Annotated in this window: 17 protein-coding genes; 9 read left to right on the forward strand and 8 right to left on the reverse strand. The window is 36.5% G+C overall.

The genetic code is table 11. The features are described from left to right. Window positions 1–188 precede the first annotated feature (188 nt). From BIV60_RS14380 to BIV60_RS14415, 8 genes are all read left to right on the forward strand, one after another. On the forward strand, window positions 189–533 hold the full coding sequence (locus BIV60_RS14380) for a hypothetical protein (protein ID WP_071356428.1): 345 nt from the start codon (window positions 189–191) through the stop codon (window positions 531–533). A gap of 174 nt (window positions 534–707) precedes the next feature. Next, entirely contained in the window at window positions 708–1124 is a 417-nt protein-coding gene (locus tag BIV60_RS14385) for a YndM family protein (RefSeq protein WP_071356429.1), read from the forward strand. A 278-nt stretch (window positions 1125–1402) separates the two neighbouring features. Next, complete coding sequence (locus BIV60_RS14390) at window positions 1403–2329, forward strand: ubiquinol oxidase subunit II (RefSeq protein ID WP_256218417.1); 927 nt, start codon at window positions 1403–1405, stop codon at window positions 2327–2329. Between the two features lie 21 nt (window positions 2330–2350). Continuing rightward, on the forward strand, window positions 2351–4336 hold the full coding sequence (locus BIV60_RS14395; protein ID WP_071356430.1) for a cbb3-type cytochrome c oxidase subunit I: 1986 nt from the start codon (window positions 2351–2353) through the stop codon (window positions 4334–4336). A 12-nt stretch (window positions 4337–4348) separates the two neighbouring features. Next, entirely contained in the window at window positions 4349–4954 is a 606-nt protein-coding gene (gene cyoC / locus BIV60_RS14400) for a cytochrome o ubiquinol oxidase subunit III (protein ID WP_071356431.1), read from the forward strand. 1 nt (window position 4955) lies between these two features. Further along, entirely contained in the window at window positions 4956–5267 is a 312-nt protein-coding gene (gene cyoD, locus BIV60_RS14405; protein WP_071356432.1) for a cytochrome o ubiquinol oxidase subunit IV, read from the forward strand. A gap of 97 nt (window positions 5268–5364) precedes the next feature. Continuing rightward, window positions 5365–6234, forward strand: a complete 870-nt coding sequence (locus BIV60_RS14410) for a COX15/CtaA family protein (protein WP_071356433.1) — start codon at window positions 5365–5367, stop codon at window positions 6232–6234. A gap of 172 nt (window positions 6235–6406) precedes the next feature. Continuing rightward, window positions 6407–6667 (forward strand): hypothetical protein, encoded by a 261-nt coding sequence (locus BIV60_RS14415; RefSeq protein ID WP_071356434.1) that lies wholly within the window; start codon window positions 6407–6409, stop codon window positions 6665–6667. A 76-nt stretch (window positions 6668–6743) separates the two neighbouring features. On the opposite strand, the gene BIV60_RS14420 is transcribed toward BIV60_RS14415, so the two are convergent. From BIV60_RS14420 to BIV60_RS14445, 6 genes are all read right to left on the reverse strand, one after another. Continuing rightward, complete coding sequence (locus tag BIV60_RS14420) at window positions 6744–8963, reverse strand: MMPL family transporter (protein WP_071356435.1); 2220 nt, start codon at window positions 8961–8963, stop codon at window positions 6744–6746. Window positions 8964–9031: 68 nt separating this feature from the next. Then, the gene (locus BIV60_RS14425; RefSeq protein ID WP_071356436.1) at window positions 9032–9664 is read right to left on the reverse strand and encodes a TetR/AcrR family transcriptional regulator; all 633 of its coding nucleotides are present in this window, start codon (window positions 9662–9664) and stop codon (window positions 9032–9034) included. A gap of 146 nt (window positions 9665–9810) precedes the next feature. Further along, entirely contained in the window at window positions 9811–10620 is an 810-nt protein-coding gene (locus BIV60_RS14430) for an EcsC family protein (protein ID WP_141770466.1), read from the reverse strand. A 328-nt stretch (window positions 10621–10948) separates the two neighbouring features. Beyond that, the gene (gene map / locus BIV60_RS14435) at window positions 10949–11689 is read right to left on the reverse strand and encodes a type I methionyl aminopeptidase (protein WP_071356438.1); all 741 of its coding nucleotides are present in this window, start codon (window positions 11687–11689) and stop codon (window positions 10949–10951) included. Window positions 11690–11824: 135 nt separating this feature from the next. After that, a complete protein-coding gene (locus BIV60_RS14440) occupies window positions 11825–12544 on the reverse strand; it encodes a YebC/PmpR family DNA-binding transcriptional regulator (protein ID WP_071356439.1) in 720 nt (239 codons plus the stop codon). A 466-nt stretch (window positions 12545–13010) separates the two neighbouring features. Continuing rightward, window positions 13011–14438, reverse strand: coding sequence for a glycosyltransferase family 2 protein (locus BIV60_RS14445; protein WP_071356440.1), 1428 nt, complete (start codon window positions 14436–14438; stop codon window positions 13011–13013). Window positions 14439–14697: 259 nt separating this feature from the next. Between BIV60_RS14445 and BIV60_RS14450 the strand changes: the two genes are divergently transcribed. Continuing rightward, window positions 14698–16524 (forward strand): LTA synthase family protein, encoded by a 1827-nt coding sequence (locus BIV60_RS14450; RefSeq protein WP_071356441.1) that lies wholly within the window; start codon window positions 14698–14700, stop codon window positions 16522–16524. Window positions 16525–16598: 74 nt separating this feature from the next. Here the strand turns inward: BIV60_RS14450 and BIV60_RS14455 are convergent, their stop codons facing one another. Then, window positions 16599–17957 (reverse strand): arsenic transporter, encoded by a 1359-nt coding sequence (locus BIV60_RS14455; RefSeq protein ID WP_071356442.1) that lies wholly within the window; start codon window positions 17955–17957, stop codon window positions 16599–16601. A 434-nt stretch (window positions 17958–18391) separates the two neighbouring features. Then, window positions 18392–18722: hypothetical protein (locus BIV60_RS29730; protein ID WP_177177311.1), on the reverse strand; the 331-nt coding region annotated here is incomplete at its 5' end.

An 18722-nucleotide genomic window follows, 5' to 3' on the forward strand; every position in this document is an offset into this window, starting at 1 on the left:
AAATTATTCTTTTTTATTTTAAGTTATTATTAGTAATAATTTAATTACAAAATGGTAAATAAAAGATTAAGTTTTTACTACTCGGAAAAAGTCAGAGTCCGAAAACCGTGAATTAAAATTAATCATATGTCGTTCGGACATGCATACAATGGGTTATGAAGATGTAATTGGTAAAGGAGCCGGGAATCATGAAATCTTTCACTCAATTCACGTCAATACTAGCCCTTTTTTTCTTATTAGCTTTTGCAGCCTATCTTGATTCGCCTTTTTCGTTTATTAATAAAAATCACTCCTACACGGCAACGGCGATCAAACAAAAAGTCGCTAGGCCTGTAACGGCCGCGCCTTCTGATGAAGGGCCGGATTTAGAAGAGAAACTGGAAAAAGTTGAAAAAGTTGATGGATACTTCGTGGAAACCTATCAGGAATATGAAGTATACAAGGATGATAAAGGTAAAGTGATCAAAGAAATTCCGACCGACCACACCGAAACATTAAAATATTGGGATTATAGTCAAAATAATGGTGAATAAGAGGTTAATTCTCTGGTAAAAAGGCTGCTGCTAGGATCCGACAGCCTTAATTATTAGGGATAATATAGTTAATGATAAGTTTCCACTCCTCTTTATTTTCCAATGGAATCTGTAAGTGAATGAATGGATTTTATAAAATTGTCAAAAATGAAAGTTGAGGAGGTAGAAAATCCAATGACAATAATCGTAAAATTTGTAACTTGTCTTGTTGCTTATGCAGTGGCATTAGATCTTTTTTTCGATGCGACATGGGTGGATATTGTTTGGTTTAGTGTAATGATGACAATTGTTTCATACCTTGGGGACAGGATTTTGCTCTCAAAAATTGGAAATAAGAATACTCTTATTGCAGATTTTATCCTGGCGTATATGGTTGTTTGGATTTTTGGCAGTGTCCTTCTTGATAATTATATGCAAATCGCTTGGGGAAGTTTGATTTCAGCTATAATTATTACGGCTGGTGAGTATTTCGTTCACCGGTTGCTGCATCGTTCCATACCAGAGGACAGCAACAAGAGGAATGCCATTCCGGACCGGCTTGCATATGGAATGGAAATGTCCGAGGAGCATGAGCCGTTAAAGAAAAAGTAAAATCAGTTCATAAGATAAAAACAAATTAATGTAGAAAGGTCTTCCTATTTTAAGGAAGGCCTTTTTTAGTTCATTAAATGGAAATAAACTGGCGATTCAAATAACGATTTACATGAAAGGAAAAATCTTGATTCCAAAAGTGAACTTTTTGTGACAAAAATGTGAAAGATTTAAAAACATATACTCAAACGGCTATATATTTGGTATATTTGTATAGCTTTTTTACATTGCAACGTTATATAAGTAAAAAACAAATTAGAACGAAAGGGGTACTTACATTGAGTAAATGGAACCAATTTGCTAAATATGGTATTTTAGCAGTTTTGGGTATGGTTCTTTTAGCAGGGTGTGATAAAAGTAATTTTATCGTCCTTGACCCGAAAGGTCCGGTCGCCCATCAAGAGTTAAATTTAATTATTATTTCTGCTGTTTTATGTGCTGTTGTCATTATTCCGGTAATAGGTATTTTCATTTATATTGCTGTTAAATATCGAGACAAGCCAGACAACAAAGCTCCCTATCAACCTGAATGGGCTGATAGCAAAATTTTGGAGATCGTATGGTGGGGAATTCCGGTAGTCATCGTTGCGATTCTAGGTGTATTTACTGCAAAAACAACATTGAATTTAACAAAACCACCAGTTAAAGATGTGAAACCAATGGTGGTCCAAGTAACTTCATTGGATTGGAAATGGATGTTTACCTATCCTGATAAAAAAATTGCAACTGTAAATTATGCTGAAATTCCAGCAGGCGTTCCGGTTCAATTTGTTTTAACTTCGGATGCGCCGATGAATTCCTTCTGGATTCCTCAATTAGGCGGTCAGGAATATACCATGCCGGGAATGTCCATGGGCTTATGGCTGCAGGCTGATAAAGTTGGAGAATACTTCGGTTCCGGAGCCAACTTTACTGGTAAAGGATTCGCTCATATGCAATTTAGAGTGAAATCAGTTACTCAAGCTAATTTTGATAAATGGGCAGAAGGTATTAAGAAAAGCTCCCCTGTCTTAACAAAAGCTGGTTATGACAAATTATCCAAACCAAGTACAGAGAAAGAGTTAAGCTTTTCATCATATCCTAAGGGATTATTCCAAGACATTGTGAACAAAAACGGCGGTATTTACTACGATCACATGAAGCATATGAACATGAGTGATAGTGCTGAAATGAAGTCAATGCCTGGCATGGATATGGGAAAATAAACTAACAGGAGGAAATTATCAATGGATAACTCGCATTTTTTTGTCACCGGCGATCCTATGATTTATGGTGCCGATGTTTCGATTGTTTTAGCCATGATTGCGGTTGTATTTTCTCTCACCTATTTCAAAAAATGGGGTTGGTTATGGAGAGAATGGATTACAACTGTTGACCATAAAAAAATTGGTATTATGTATCTCCTAGCCGCTTTGCTTATGCTTTTCCGCGGTGGGGTCGATGCAATCTTAATGCGTATTCAACTTGCATTTCCAGATATGCATTTCTTAGAATCTGAACACTATAATGAAATTTTCACAACGCATGGAACGATTATGATTTTATTTATGGCGATGCCATTTATGTTTGGTTTATTTAACATGGTTGTTCCATTGCAAATTGGTGCGCGAGACGTTGCATACCCAATGTTAAACGCAGTCAGCTTTTGGTTATTCTTTATTGGAGCAATGCTCTTTAATATTTCCTTTGTAATCGGTGGTTCAGCGAATGCCGGCTGGCTATCTTATCCACCTTTATCTGAAAGTCAATTTAGCCCGGGTCCTGGTCAAAACTTCTGGATTTGGGGAATTCAAATTTCGGGTATCGGAAGTTTAGCAACAGGTATTAACTTTGTTGTTACCATCTTAAAAATGCGTACACCATCAATGCGCTTAAAAGATATGCCGTTATTTTCATGGTCTGTTTTAGCATCATCAATTGCTATTTTAGGTGCTTTCCCTATTTTGACTGTTACTTTAATCATGTTAACGATTGACCGCATGCTTGGTGGACACTTCTTTACAATGACTGCCGGCGGTAACCCAATGTTATGGGTTAACTTGATTTGGATGTGGGGTCACCCAGAAGTTTATATTGTTGTATTACCTGCTTTCGGTGTGTTCTCTGAAATTGTTGCTACATTTTCGAAGAAACGTATTTTTGGTTATGGTTCAATGGTATTCTCTATGATTGCCATCTCTGTTGTTTCTTATTACACTTGGGTGCACCATTTCTTTACAATGGGTGCCGGTGCGGACGTAAATATTGTTTTTGCGATTTGTACGATGATCATTGCGATCCCAACAGGTGTTAAGATCTTTAACTGGCTGTTTACGATGTACCGCGGACGTGTTCGCTTATCACAGCCAATGCTTTGGTTTTATGCATTCGTACCTTGTTTCCTTGTTGGTGGTGCAACAGGCGTTATGCTTGCAGCTGCCCCAGCAGACTATCAATACCATAACAGTTACTTCCTGATTGCCCACTTCCACCAAGTATTAATCGGTGGTGTAGTGTTCGGCTACCTTGCTGGTCTATATTATTGGTGGCCAAAACTATTCGGCTTTAAGTTAAACGAACGTTTAGGAAAATGGGGATTCTGGTTGTGGCAAATTGGTTTCTATGTATGCTTTATGCCACAGTACGCACTTGGATTTATGGGTATGACTCGTCGTATTTATACGTATAACCAATCAGCAGGTTGGGATATGGGTTGGGCACCGCTTAACTTAATCTCTACAGTTGGTGCATTCTTTATGGGTATCGGTTTCGTCTTCCAAGTTTGGCAAATTCTTTATAGTATTAAACACGGTGAACGTGATGTAACCGGTGATGCTTGGGATGGCCGTACATTAGAATGGTCAATTCCATCCCCTCCTCCAGTTTATAACTTTGCGATTTTACCAAAAGCAAATGGCAAGGATGCTTGGTGGTATCAAAAAGAAGAAATGAAAAAAGAAGGCTATAAACCTGAACCAGTGAAATATGAACCGATTCATATGCCAAAAAATACTGGTATTCCTTTCATCATGTCTTGCTTCTTCTTTATTGCTGGTTTTGGATTTACGTTTGATTGGATTTGGATGGGAGTCATCGGATTAATTGGTGTTGCCTTAACATTAATTACTCGTTCATTCCAATATGACACTGATTATTATATTACTGTAGAAGAAATCGAGCGAACTGAAAAAGCAATAAAGAACAATATGTCGGTTCAACGAACTGCAAACTAGGAGGTTAAAAACATGCAACATAGCGCTTCAGCTCATGTTTCTGACCATGATCATGGTCATGTTGACCAAGAAGGATTAAAGGTTTTAGGATTCTGGATATTCCTTGTAACTGACTGTCTATTATTTGCAACCTTCTTTGCAGCGTATGCGGTCTTGCACACTCATACAAACGGAGGGTTCACAGCAAAGGAATTCGATGTTCCAGGATTTATCCTTGAGACTTTTATTCTTTTAATTAGTTCATTCACAAGTGGTTTAGCCGTTTTGGCCATGCATAAAGGCAATAAAAAAGGTCTTATCAATTGGTTAATTGTAACGATAGCTCTTGGTGCTGTATTCGTAGGTCTTGAAGTCAACGAATTTGTAAATATGGTTCATGAAGGTGCAACTCTTCAAAGCAGCGCCTTCCTTACTTCCTTCTTTTGTTTAGTTGGAACACACGGCGTTCACGTTTCTTTCGGTATCCTTTGGATTCTTGGAATTATTGTTCAAATCAAGAAAAAAGGAATAACTGAAGTTACAAAACGAAAAGTTTCCATTGTCAGTCTGTATTGGCACTTCCTAGATGCTGTCTGGATCTTTATCTTTACTGTCGTTTATTTAATGGGGGTGATGTAACATGTCAGCACATGGACACGAACACACAGGTTCCGTCAAAGCATATGTGACAGGTTTCATTCTTTCGATTATTTTGACCATCATCCCTCTTGTTCTTGTTTTAAATCATATGATGGCAAAATCAGCGCTTATGTTCAGTATATTGATCGCAGCTGTTTTACAGTTTATCCTTCAATTATTCTTCTTCATGCATATTCGTGATGGTGAAGGACCAAGATACAATGTAATGGCATTAGTCTTAGGGATTATTTTCGTCGCAACGATTGTTGCCGGATCGGTTTGGATTATGTCGTTTAACTCTCAAGTTCATTAATAAATGCTTTTCAGTGCCCAGCGATTCATAAGATTGCTGGGCACTGAAGATTTATTTTACAGAAATGTAAAAGGTTTCTACATTGGAGGTGCCATCGGTGAAATATTTCTGGCTTTCTATCATTGCAGCAGCATCGCTGTTTTTAGTAAATATTATTGGCTTTATAGACACGATGACCAACTCGGCAATGGGATGCGGTAGTGGTTACCCTTTGTGTAACGGAAAGTTATATCCTGATTTTTCCGATTATCATTCCGTAATTGAATACACTCATCGTATTGTGGTTGGTCTTGCGAGTCTTTTATTATTTGTTGTTTCGGCAATCGCTTGGATTCGATATAAAAAGCGAAAGGTAAAAATTCTTGTCCTTTTTGCAATTATAGGTATCTTTGGAGAATCGACACTCGGTGCATTGACGGTGATGGTCTCTCTCTCCCCTCTTCTGCTCGCAGCACATTTGGGGATTGCACTTATTTCATTTGCAGCCTTAATAAATATCGCGTATGTCACTTACTTAGAGGAAAAGAACATTCCACAATTGAAAAAGTTGCCTGCTTCTTTTTCTGCTTTTTCTTGGTTTGTATTTATCTTTTTGTATGCGGCGATTTATTTTGGCGGCTATGTGGCCAAAACAGGATCTGGAGAAGCCTTTCGCGGTTTTCCGATTCCAACAGAAAGCTATGCAGCAGTCGGTGATGCTTTTTGGGTAGATGTGATTCATCGATCGTTTGCTCTTGGTTTAATCATTCTATTTTTCTCGCTTATTCAGTTAACAAAAAAATACCGGCAAGATCGTCCGGAGATTTACCGCTTTAGTCAAATAAATTTTTTATTTATACTCCTGCAAGGATTAAGCGGTGCCCTTTTAATTTATACGCATTTAAGTTTGGGTGCAGTTCTCCTGCATGTTTCGATTTTATCTCTATTAGTTGGAATCCAAAGTATCGTCTGCTTTCAAAGCCGTTAGACAAAAATCCTAAATGAATTGTTTAGGATTTTTTTATTGCTCTTTTTTACTCTTTTTTACTCTTTTTTACTCTTTTTAAAATGCAAGTAGTTTGTTTGAAAAATATAAATTTTAAAAAATGTTTGACAAATTTGTGACAATTGATAGAATATTCAGTAAGGGAGTGATGATCATGGAGTATAAATATTTAAAAATTTTTAAAGCGTCCATGTTTGGAATCGGTACAGGAATTCTCATTTTTATTTTCAGTTTCTTTGTAAGCGCTGCCAACGGAGGTTATTTTTATACTGCAACAGGTGTAGGTATCGTCATTGCTTCTTTAATTACCCTGATGTTTGGGATGAGTATTAGCTTAATGGAGGAAGTAACGGATGCGGAGATTCGAAATAAAGAAACCAATCTCTATTTCGTTCCAAGAAAACCCATTCGTTAATCAATCATAAAGATAATCAGGCGTGATTTCATAAATCACGCCTGATATTATTAATGAATTTAAGAAAATTACTTTACTATCCTTGCATTTTCTCTACGTGCCCCATTGGTTTCTTCGTTGGCCAAAATGCCCATTCCCCAAATATGGCTGTAATCGCCGGCACCAAAAATGGTCTGACTATAAAGGTATCGAGTAGAACACCAATTGCAGTAATTGTTCCAAAATGGACAAGGATCTGAATTGGAAGGGTTGTTAAGATAGCAAAAGTTCCTGCAAGGATTAAACCTGCTGATGTGATTATCCCGCCAGTTTCAGAAACCCCCTCCTTAACTGCACTCAAAATGGACATTTCATTGCGTTTTCTCCATATACTTGAAATCATAAAAATATTATAGTCTTCCCCAAGTGCAACAATAAATACAAAAGCATACAAAGGGATAAAACCTTGTATTTCATTCACATTAAAACCATAGTGTAAGATAATCCAACCTAACCCTAATGCACTAAAATAGGATAATAGCACGGTTCCGATTAGATAAACAGTAGCGATAATGGAACGGAGATAGAACAATAGTAAAACGGCAATCATCACAAGGACGATTGGAATAATCAAGGACGAATCGGCTTTTGTTGTCTCCTTCGTATCATATTGCTCTGCCGTTTGTCCACTTATAAAAATCTGGTTGGTCTCTTCACCAATATTTAAAATTTCCTTCAGGTCCCGTTTTAGTTTCGGGATTAATTCCATGGCCTTGTTAGAATAAGGATTATCTTTTAATTCCACATCAAACTTGACCAAGCTTGGGTCCTTATCACTTCGCACTACATTGGATACATTTGCAATGTATGGGAATTCTTCCAATTTTGTTTTTATGCTGTTTTCATCTTCCATTCCCTTTACTACAACGGTAGAAGGTGCTAATTCACCAGCACTAAAATGTTCAGAAATAATTTCAAATCCCTCGCGAGATGGCATATCTTTCGGGAAAGATGATAGTGTATCATAGGTATATTCAATTTTTAAAGAATAAATGGCCAAAATACCCAAAATCGTTAAGGTTGTGATAAACACTTTCCAAGGGTTTTGACTAACGAAGCTGCCAACGAAATTTCCTAACGGTTTCTCATTATGGCGATTTCGATATACCTTCCCTTTTTTCTCCGCCAATTTTTTAGCCATTTCTTCTGTACGTGGGACAAATGGAAAAAAGGAGGTTCTGCCCAAAATGCTTAAAAAGGCAGGAATCAGCGTTAAACTTGCAGCCATCATAATCAGAATGGCCAAACTAAACGGAATTGCAAAACGATGGATGGAACCGTAGTTTGCCACTAATAAAACGAGTAGAGAGATGACAACGGTCAGTCCGCTCATAATAATGGCTCCGGATGATCTTGTGAAAGCATGTTTGATAGAGCGAAATTTACTCTCCTCTTTTTTAAGGCTATTTCGGAATTGGGCAATTAAGAATAAACAATAATCGGTTCCAGCTCCAAATAATAAAACGGTCATAATTGAGATTGCTTGAGAATCAAAGTCGATCATCCCTTCTTTACCCAAATACCCCAATATCGGACTGATTACCATATAGGCCATACCAACGCCAACTAATGGAATAAGTGCCAAAATCGGTGAGCGATAGATGATCAGAAGGAAAATCAGGACAAGCAAAACGGTACCAAAAAGTAAAGAAAGATCTCCCTGGCTAAATAGCGCCGTAGCATCTACTGATATTCCTGCTGGTCCAGTAATTCTAACGAGTAAAGAGTTTTCATCCTTCATTTTTTTTGTAAAAGGATTATCTGGGAAATTTGATATAGAAATTTCTTTTACTTTATCCAAGCGCTTTTGGATTTCCGCTGTCTCGAGGTTTTGATCAAAAACTAATGGTAAAACAAAGGTTGTTCCATCTTTAGATACTTGTTGTTTTAATCCCGGAAGTGGAATTTTATAAAATGGCGGTACCTGCATCCCTTCAATCGGATTTTCTTCCACCAGTTTCTTCGTTAGAGTTTGTATCGAAGTAAGATCTCCATTCGATAATTGACTCTTTTTATACCATGTCAATAATGCTGGATTACCGTTACTGCTTCCAAAGTTCTTATCAATGATCTCTTTTGCTTTTTGAGAGTCAACCTTCTTTAAGAATACATCTGCCCGTTCATTCTTTTGTAAATTTGCCTGTGGCAAAGTGATATTTAAAAGCAGAATGACAAACATCCAAATTAGGATGGTAATCCAACGCCCTTTTTTTCCACTAACTAGCTCACCCCATCGTGATAGCCAATTTTGCTTCATTTTCCTCGTCTCCCTTCAATACCTTATCAGTTGATAAGCAGGTAGTAAAAAAAGAGAGGCCCTTTAGCCTAGCTCCCTAAACCATTTAAAATAATACTGACGATTAATTTGGCTTTTCGTTGTGCTTCGGCTTCTTTTTCTTCTTCTTTTAGATTATTAAGCCCGGAAAACTGCAATAAGGATTTTAATAAATCTAATACAAAGAAGGACATTTCCTTTGGATTCGTATCGAGTTTTGCCAATTCTCGAATTTGTCCTCCCTTTTCAGCCTCTGCGATCATTTCGACTACTGGAAGAAAATAACTATCAAACCACCACTGACGAAGCAGCTGTTGTGTCTCTTCGTTCATTTCATGCTTTAGATCATGAAACATTTGGGACAAATCCTCTTGGTGATTCATAAGCATGTAAATGGCAATATGGTAAATTCGATCCTTAAAAGCCATATACTGCTCTTTGATTTGAATCATCTGAAATTTGGTTCGGTTCATGATTTCTTTGACGACTTCAATATAAATTTCTTGCTTGTTACCAAAATGATGGTATAAAGCAGGCTGAGTAATACCGCAAGCTTGTGCGATTTGCCGGGTAGAAACGGACCGATAGCCATAGGTCATAAATAAGCTTCGAGAAATTTCGAAAATATTTTGTTTTGTTTCAAGTGAAGAATCCTCTGAGTGATTATTTCGTGTTTTTGCCATTTTCTTTCAGCCTTTCTAACTTATCAACTGATAAGTTAAATGATAATATAAAATGATAAAAATGAAAACTGTATAAACAGCAATTTTTATTTTAAATAAAAGGTTGATTTATCCATTATGAAGAATAAAAATACAAAAGCTCAGGTTTAATTGTGAACCTGAGCTTTTTCTAATCTCTCTAAAATTTTCCTTTTTCGATAGAGTATCATTCCTGCCTCGGATAGGTCAGTAATCATTGAACGGTTAATGAAAGCGCCAAATATCATTCCAGCCACAGGGACCATTTGGAATAACTTTTTCCAGCCAAAATTATCTCTATACGTATAGATAACCTCTCTCCAGCCCTGCAATTGGGACATCATTTCATTCGATTTTTTACCTCTTTGATAAAAGTTGGCAAGTTCATTGAGTATCGCTCGTTTACCAACAATATCGGAAGATGAAAATTGTAAGCATTTAATAATAAAAATTCGTTCGTTTTTATCGTTTGGATCATAGCCATGGAGAATCGCAATTTCTTGAAGCATTTTTAAAGAAATTGCTAATATGGCTGGAATATCTAAGGCGAGGGTGAAAATTCCCCCGATTCCTGTGCTGGCTCCTTGGAGTGCCGCAAAGTTTTTTCTGCGGACGCTTAGTTCCTGGCTAATTTTATCCATTGTTTTTAAGGGCAAATCTTGTATGTCCGCAATCGTTTCGATGGGATTGTTGGTTTCCTTTTGAATCATCTTGAATAAACTTTTTTCATTTATTAAATATTTTCCGCCTGTTTGGATGTAGGAACCTATCTCCTCTAGCAATAAGCCAATTTTGTTATGAATAAAGTGGGGTGTAATTTTATCTAGCAGCTTAAATGGAAGGCGGCCAATTCGTTCCCAAAACCAGAGACCACTCTGGTCTTTTTCCCATTTTTCTATGATAGAAAGTTGTTTTAATAACTCGTCTCTAGTTTCCAATTTAACAAACTCCAATGTAATATAATATTATTAGCTCTATTGTTACCATTAATTTATTTTGTATTTACTACGAAAGATTGAAAAAATAGTTTAAAATATACAGTATTTTTGGATTAAAATTCTCCGGTAGGAAAATGAATGATAGAGATGATGGTGGATAGTCCCTGAGGACAAGATTTTTCGCATTAAATGGGACCTATGAGTTCTTGTTAGTGCCCGTGGACATGATTTTTTGCGTTGAATGGGAACTGAGATCTTTTGTTAGTGCCCGTATGATAGGTTTTTCCATAACTACGGGCACTATAACACATTGGTTACTTTAATTTATTTAAAGTGTGACAATAATAGGACCATCTTTGGTAATAATCAATGTGTGCTCATACTGGGCAACACGGCTTTCTTCAGTAACATAGGTCCAGCCGTCTCCTTTTTCAAAAACTTCCTCTTCTAGGGTAGAAATAAATGGTTCAAATGCAATCACCATTCCTTCCTTTAACAAACCGCGCTCTGACGGTTCATAGTAATTAAAAATATACTCGGGCTGCTCATGTATGGTTCGTCCAATTCCATGACCAGTAAGGTTCTTAATAACCGTGAATCCGTGTTTTCGGGCAGTTTGATACACGACCTTCCCCATGCCATTTATTTTTGAGCCTGGATTCGCTTTTTTCAGACCGGCTTCAAACGTTTCTTTTGCCAATTCGCAAATTCGCTTTAATACTGGATCTCCCTCTCCTACGACAATCGAAATCCCAGTATCGGCAAAATATCCATGTTTAGAACCCGAGACATCAATATTGACGAGATCTCCCTCTTGAATTACGCGTTTTCCAGGGATACCGTGTGCTACCTCTTCATTTACACTAATACACGTATATCCTGGAAAATCATACTCGCCTTTTGGTGCGGAAATAGCCCCTTCCTTTTCAAAAAGCTCACCGGCAATTTCATCCAACTCTTTTGTTGTGATTCCTGGTTTTGTCCTTCGGACTAATTCATCGCGAATAGCTCCGCAAATACGACCAATTTCTTTTATTCCATTAATATCTTCTTCAGTCTTTACAATCATGATGATACCCCAATCTAAAAATATTGTTATGTAAACTTTTATGTGTTTGATTTTACCCGTTGTATACTAAAAATCAAAGGTTATTAACAAGATGAAAGCCCTTTTGATTCAAAAACCAAAAGGGCAACAATAAAATTATTCACCTAAATCCACATTATGATACACTTGTCTAACATCTTCTAAATCTTCAAGTGCATCAATCATTTTTTCAAATTTTGCTTGTGCGTCTTCTTGTAAGGTAATTTCATTTTGTGCAAGCATCGTTAATTCAGCTACAGTAAACTCTGTAATACCTGCAGCTTTGAATGCTTCCTGGACAGTATGGAACTGATCAGGCTCAGCATAAATAATTACTTGATCCTCATCTTCGATAATGTCACGAACATCTACGTCCGCTTCCATTAACATTTCTAGGACCTCTTCCTCGGATTTCCCTTCAATCCCAAAAACCGCTGTAGCATCAAACATATAAGCAACTGAACCACTAACACCCATGTTACCGCCATTTTTTCCAAAAGCCGCACGTACATCCGAAGCAGTACGGTTCACGTTATTGGTCAACGCATCGACAATGACCATTGAACCGTTTGGTCCGAAACCTTCATAACGAAGCTCGTCGTAATTTTCATCGGAACCACCTTTTGCTTTATCGATTGCACGGTCAATAATATGTCTTGGTACACTGTATGTTTTTGCCCGCTCAAGAACAATCTTTAGAGCTGTATTGGATTCTGGGTTTGGTTCCCCTTGTCTTGCAGCAACATAGATCTCGCGGCCAAACTTAGCATAAATACGACTTGTATTTGCGTCTTTAGACGCTTTCTTTTCTTTAATATTATTCCACTTACGTCCCATTGTCTTCCCAACTCTCTTTCAACATTGAATCAACTGAAATAATTCACTAAATAATATTATCCTAAAATGGGCAATTTGTTAAGTGTCTACAAACATACATCCGGGTAAAATTCAGTAAAAATGTAAAAAGTTTTGACAGCCTTTTCATTTTTTATGCAAGGAAAGAAATTATGATGAGCATCTTTACCTATTGTTAAAAGAACTCAAGATCGAGAGGGAATCCGCTTAGAGCCTTCCGCATTAGCAGGAATGTCTGGTCCGGTTGAATTATTTAAAAATAGCTCTGCTTATATCGAAAAACACAACTTAAAAAATAAGATGAAAAAGGCTTCTCATATTGTATGGGCCACCGGCGGAAGTATGGATCCAACAGAAATGTTAGAGAAGTACTACCAAAATGGGATAAAATCATAAATGTCAAAAGGGAAACGTAGCTTAACGTTTCCCTTTTGACATTAGATTACTTCTATTTGATTGGTGAAGGTTGGAATACTTCTTCGGTATTTTCCTCTTCTGCTAATTCCAGCTCATCATTGGCATCTATATACGATTGGAATGTGTGCTGCCAATTTTCCTTTACTTTTTTATGATGAAGGATGGTTTTCGTATGTGTTGTCTTCACCCATGTGTGTTGATGCCGCCATTTAAGTAATCCGACAAATTGGGCAAATATATAGGTGTAACCGTAATAAAGAATGGAAAAAATCATCGAAAAATAATTGAATTTATGTCTGCTGTCTTTTCGAACAGCATAAGGCATGCAAATAAGGAACTGATAGGTAAACAATAATAGAGTGATAATACTTGAACCAAGAACCACCGTTGAAAATCTCATTCCTAATTTTGTGGCTGCTGCAAAATCTTTTGTGGCTGCCTGGTAAATAAGGGCAACGAGAATTCCAACAAAAGCAACAACCATTTGAACTGCCCGGGCCATTCCAAAAAGATAGATCAATTGGTCAAGAATTTTGAGTTTTCCTTTTTCCTTAATCATTTTTTTAAATAATGCTTGATAATTGGTAAAAGCGACAAACCAATGTCCCTGCGACCAGCGGATTCGTTGTTTTAAACTCATCTTTAAATTATCCGGTTTTTCATCATAAATTCTCACAAAGTGATTCCATAATACACGGCCATTCGTTTTGACGATTTCCATTTCAAGCTCTACATCCTCTGTCAGGGAATTAAAGCGAAATCCTCCATGCTTCATTAAGAAATCAAGCCGGACAATAAATCCAGTGCCACCGATTGAATTCGTTAATCCCATCCGGTATTTTGCCAGTTGAAAAAAACGGTTAGATAAATAATAGCTGATGGCATACCCCAATGACAGTGATGAAGTGGAATTTTTTGAATCTAAATAGGCTTGGATAGCTTCCGGTTTTTCCTTTGCAATATATTGGGAATTTAATTCCTTTAAAATGTCCGGATCGACATGATTATCAGCATCCAATATGAGTAAGCAATCGTACTTTTCAGGGAGTTTTTCAAATCCTAAATATCGAAGTGCATATTGCAAGCCCGCCGGTTTTCCGACTCCTTCCCGGGGGAAAAGTTTCAAGCTCGTGTCCACCTGCTCCATTCCCAGTTCCTCACAAATTTCTCCTGTGCGGTCAGTGCTATTATCATTTACGACATAAACATCATAAAGTTCTTTCCGGTACCGTATTCTATTTAAGTTTTGAATGGTAGAGCCAATGACTTGTTCTTCATTGTGTGCGGCAACTAACACTAAAAATCTTGTCTCATCCTCAACTAAGGGATAATCACGTTTCGCCTTACCGAAACCGAATAAACTGAGTATTAAGTAATAAACGGTATTAAAGTTAATGTATAAGGCTAGCACTGCATACAAAGCTAAAGCAATCGAAACCATAATTTTGGTAATATCCATCGTTTCTCCTCCTAAATAGTTTTTGTGTCAACGATATATGTTTGGAAAAGGAAAGAAACCTTTAACTAAATGCATTATGGAGTCATCGTGAACATGATGGGTTTTTGGGAGCCCTTTTTCTTAAGGTTAACCATTATAACTTCTTTTAAAACGAAATCCTCTTTAAAATAATTGTTTGATCCAATGCAAAATTGATGGTTTACTCTGGCCATGCTATTGGGAAAGCTAGAAAAGGAAAACTTTTTTTGGCAGGTGCAGGATGAAGGAACGATATTTTCAATTCGGTATATTTGTCTTTTTTTCGTTATTGTTAAAATCACTTTATGTAAAGTATACAATTATGGAAGAGTTAAATTTGGTTGGATTTTTAACCGAAATTTCCTTCTTGGCCCTTTTCATTGCTGTGGTATCGGTTATTCAGAATAAGATTTCCGTTTTTTTTCTTCTTATTCTCAATTTTGGATACTCCCTTATTTGCCTCACAACTTTACTCTATTTTGATTATTACAACGCAATCTTTACGTATAAATCCCTGGGAGAAATCGATCAGGTGGGTGAAATTTCTGATAGTATCTTTGCGTTATTCAGACCCCAGTACATTTGGCTCTTTTCCGATTTTATTTTGCTTTGTTTTTGGCCAAAAATTCAGCGTATTTTACCATTTAAACGATTTCAACTGGGTCCAAAATTATTTGCCTTAGTCATTACATGCTTATTGTTTTTTACTGGAAACAGCCTTTTTTCTTCTTCAAAAATTATGAATGAATTGAGTAAATATGAAAAATTGGGAATTATGGGCTACCAGTTTTCCGAAGCGGCTGCGGATCTTCATGCAATTTTTTCAAACCAGGATATAAGTGCGGAATCATTAGAAAAAAATCGGCTTGCATCCAATAATGGCCAGAAAAGACTGCATGGTATAGCAAAAGATAAAAATCTTATCATAGTTCAATTGGAGTCCGTTCAAAACTTTTTTATTAACTTAAAAATAAATGGAAAAGAAGTTACCCCAAATTTAAATAAACTGGTCAGGGACTCTTATTATTTTCCACATTTTTACTCCCAAGTTGGAAAAGGAAATACGTCTGATGCCGAATTTATTACTAATACCTCCATCTATCCATTAGGAGATGTGCCGATGTCTACCGCTGTAAAAGGAAAGGCGGTACCAAGTTTACCTAAAATGCTACGGAAAAATGGCTACCATACGGCTACTTTTCATGCCAATAGTGTTTCCTTTTGGAACAGAAATCAGCTTTATGAATCATTAGGTTTTACCGAGTACTATGACAAAAAGTATTTTGGTACGAACGATATCATTTCACATGGTGTTTCTGATGAGATAATGTATAAAAAAACAACCCAAAAATTACTGGAATTCAAACAAAATGGGAAGAAGTTTTATGCAGATATTATCGCTCTTTCGAGTCATTTTCCCTTTATGCTGCCGAAATCAAAACAGGCCTATACGATTGATTTACCGAAGCAATATGAAAATTCCTTTGTAGGCAACTATATCAAATCGGTTAGTTATGCAGATTATGCTTTTGGAAAATTTATAGAGGATTTGAAACAAGAAGGTCTATATAAGGACTCTGTAATTGTTGTATACAGTGATCATCAAGGACTGCAAATGAAAAGTGAACAGGACAAACAATTAGTTCAGAAAATTTTTGGGAGAAAATATGATTTGGTTTTAGACCACTTAAATATTCCATTAATAATGAAGATTTCAACAGTGGAAAAAGCGAAAAGAATTCCTACTATTGGCGGTTTGGTGGATGTTTACCCTACCGTAGCCAATCTTTTAGGCTTAGATCTAAGGAAACAATTTGTATTTGGAAATGATTTGCTTAATGTTAATAAAAATCAAATTGGAATCCGTTTTTATGCTCCTACAGGAACCTTTGTTAATCAGTCTTACAAGTTTTCTCCGGGAAAAACTAATAACCAAGGGGAAATATTAAGTTTATACAGACGTAAAGAGCAATCAGCACCTCCTGAAGCAATAAAGGAAGAAAAAAAGGTAATCGAATTCATGAAACTTTCAGATCAATATGTGAAATCATTGCCAAAATTAGAATAGCCATTACCACTATGGTAACGGCTAAATGTTTTTATACACAAAATCTTCGAAAAAATAATAGTTAGAGAATGTGGTTAACTCACAAATACAAGCAAGAGCCAGAGATACAGTAAGATTAGGGTGAACATCATTGTAAGCGGAATAACGATAACAGTGACTTTCATGTATTCCTTCCATGAAATCGGAATATGATTTTTCTTTAAAATATGCATCCAAATTAAGGTGGCTAGAGTACCAATCGGTAGAATCAGAGAACCTATATCACTGCCAATAATGTTCGATAAGTAAACGGTTTTTACAAGAAGTGGATCAAGTCCCATTTTGGTTAAGGTTAAAGTCGCAACCATTAACGCTGGATGGTTATTAAATATGTTTGATAACACTGCGGTAATAATCCCCATTGTGATGCTAGCATGAAACAAACTGTCATTTACAATAGGTTTTAAATGTACCAACAAATATTCTGTCAATCCGATATTATGGAGGCCGAAAATTATTACATACATGCAAAATGCAAAAATTAATATATGCCACGGTACTTTCCTGGCCACATCTTTTGGATTAACCTTGAGATAAATCCATCTCCAAATTAATAAAACAAACGAACCGATAACGGCCACCAATGATACGGGTATTCCGATAAAGGAGGCAACAAAGAGACTAATCCTTACTAAAAATACGAATATAAGCATGTAGATCATTAGTTTCTTTTGTTGTTCAAATATATTTTCATTGTTTTTTTGTAGTGGATGGAAACGGTGGTTTTTTTGCAGTGGAATTGTGTATGAATGAAAGCGAATGGTTTTAGGTATGTCTTTTTTAAACACCAGATACAATAAACAGGATAAAAATAGTATCCCTAATACTCCCGGAACAAACATCATTTCTGTTTGAAGATAAAGATCCATGCCAATAATTTTTAATGCAATTAGATTTACAATGTTACTTACACCAATTGGTGCACTGGAAGCGGTTGCGATTAATGCACCACTTAACAGATAAGGTATTTTTTGACGGTTATTTAACCCGAGATTTTTTAAAATTAAAATTAATATTGGAGTAGTAATTAAAATACTTCCATCATTGTTAAAAAAGAGCGTCATTAAAAAGCAAAGTAACAAAGTATACCAATACAACCGTATTCCCGATCCCTTTGAAACTTTTAGCATGAGCGCAGCCGTCCATTTAAAAAACCCGAAACTTTCAAGCACTATAGCCATTATAATAGTGGCTATGATCGTAATAGCTGCACCAGTAACATTTGAACTAATATCTAGTAAATCCCCGGGCGAAACACTTCCGCTAAGGAAAACAAGAATGGCTCCGATTGATGCTGAGATTGCCTCGTTCATATTATGGGGACGGAGAAAAATCAAGATCATTGTTAGGAAGAATGCAAAAATGGTGATGAATACTGTCAACAACGAATACATCTATATTTTTCACTCCCTTGATGTCAAACTTCTGTAAAATAGATTTCTTATTTGCGTTTATGTTCACCTCTTGTCCTTTGCTTTATCATACGTAAAAGGAGAATGGGTTGAACTAAACGAATATCTCGAAAAGGTGATAAATCAGCAATAACCTAAATATTTTTTAGTAGATTTATACCCATTTGTCATGTTCCAGGCTAATTTCATATTTGCAGTTTCTAGGTTTTTATCATGAAAATAGAGATAAAGAAAAAGGAAAAAACCGGCACAGTTGGATGTGCCGGTTTAACTTTCATTTGTAAATTCGAATTAAGCATATTAATAATTTTTTATGTTAATCATAAAATGATGAAATCATTATTTTTTTCTTTTATTGCTATTATTCCTAAAAGACCCGAAACTACCTCTGAAACTCCTTTTATTTTGACTGTTCCCTACGCTGCCACGAAATTCTGACCTTTGACTTGTGGATTTGTTACTCCTTCTAGATTGGTTGCGGTTTTTTTGATTTGAACCTCTTCTGCTTTGCTTATTTTTACCAGACCCGTGACTGCCACTGGAGCCGCTGCTTCCTGAACTTCCTGAGTTACCTTTGCTTTTCCCGGAATTTTTATTGTTCTTATTCTTCCCAGAGTTTTTCCCACTCTTGTTTTTCCCCGAGCCATGGCTGCCGCTAGAGCCGCTGCTTCCCGAACTTCCAGAGCTGCCGTGGCTTCCACTGGACCCATGACTGCCTTTACTTTTCCCGGAATTTTTATTGTTCTT

Source organism: Bacillus sp. MUM 116 (assembly GCF_001866655.1).
Classification (GTDB): Bacteria; Bacillota; Bacilli; order Bacillales; family Cytobacillaceae; genus Neobacillus.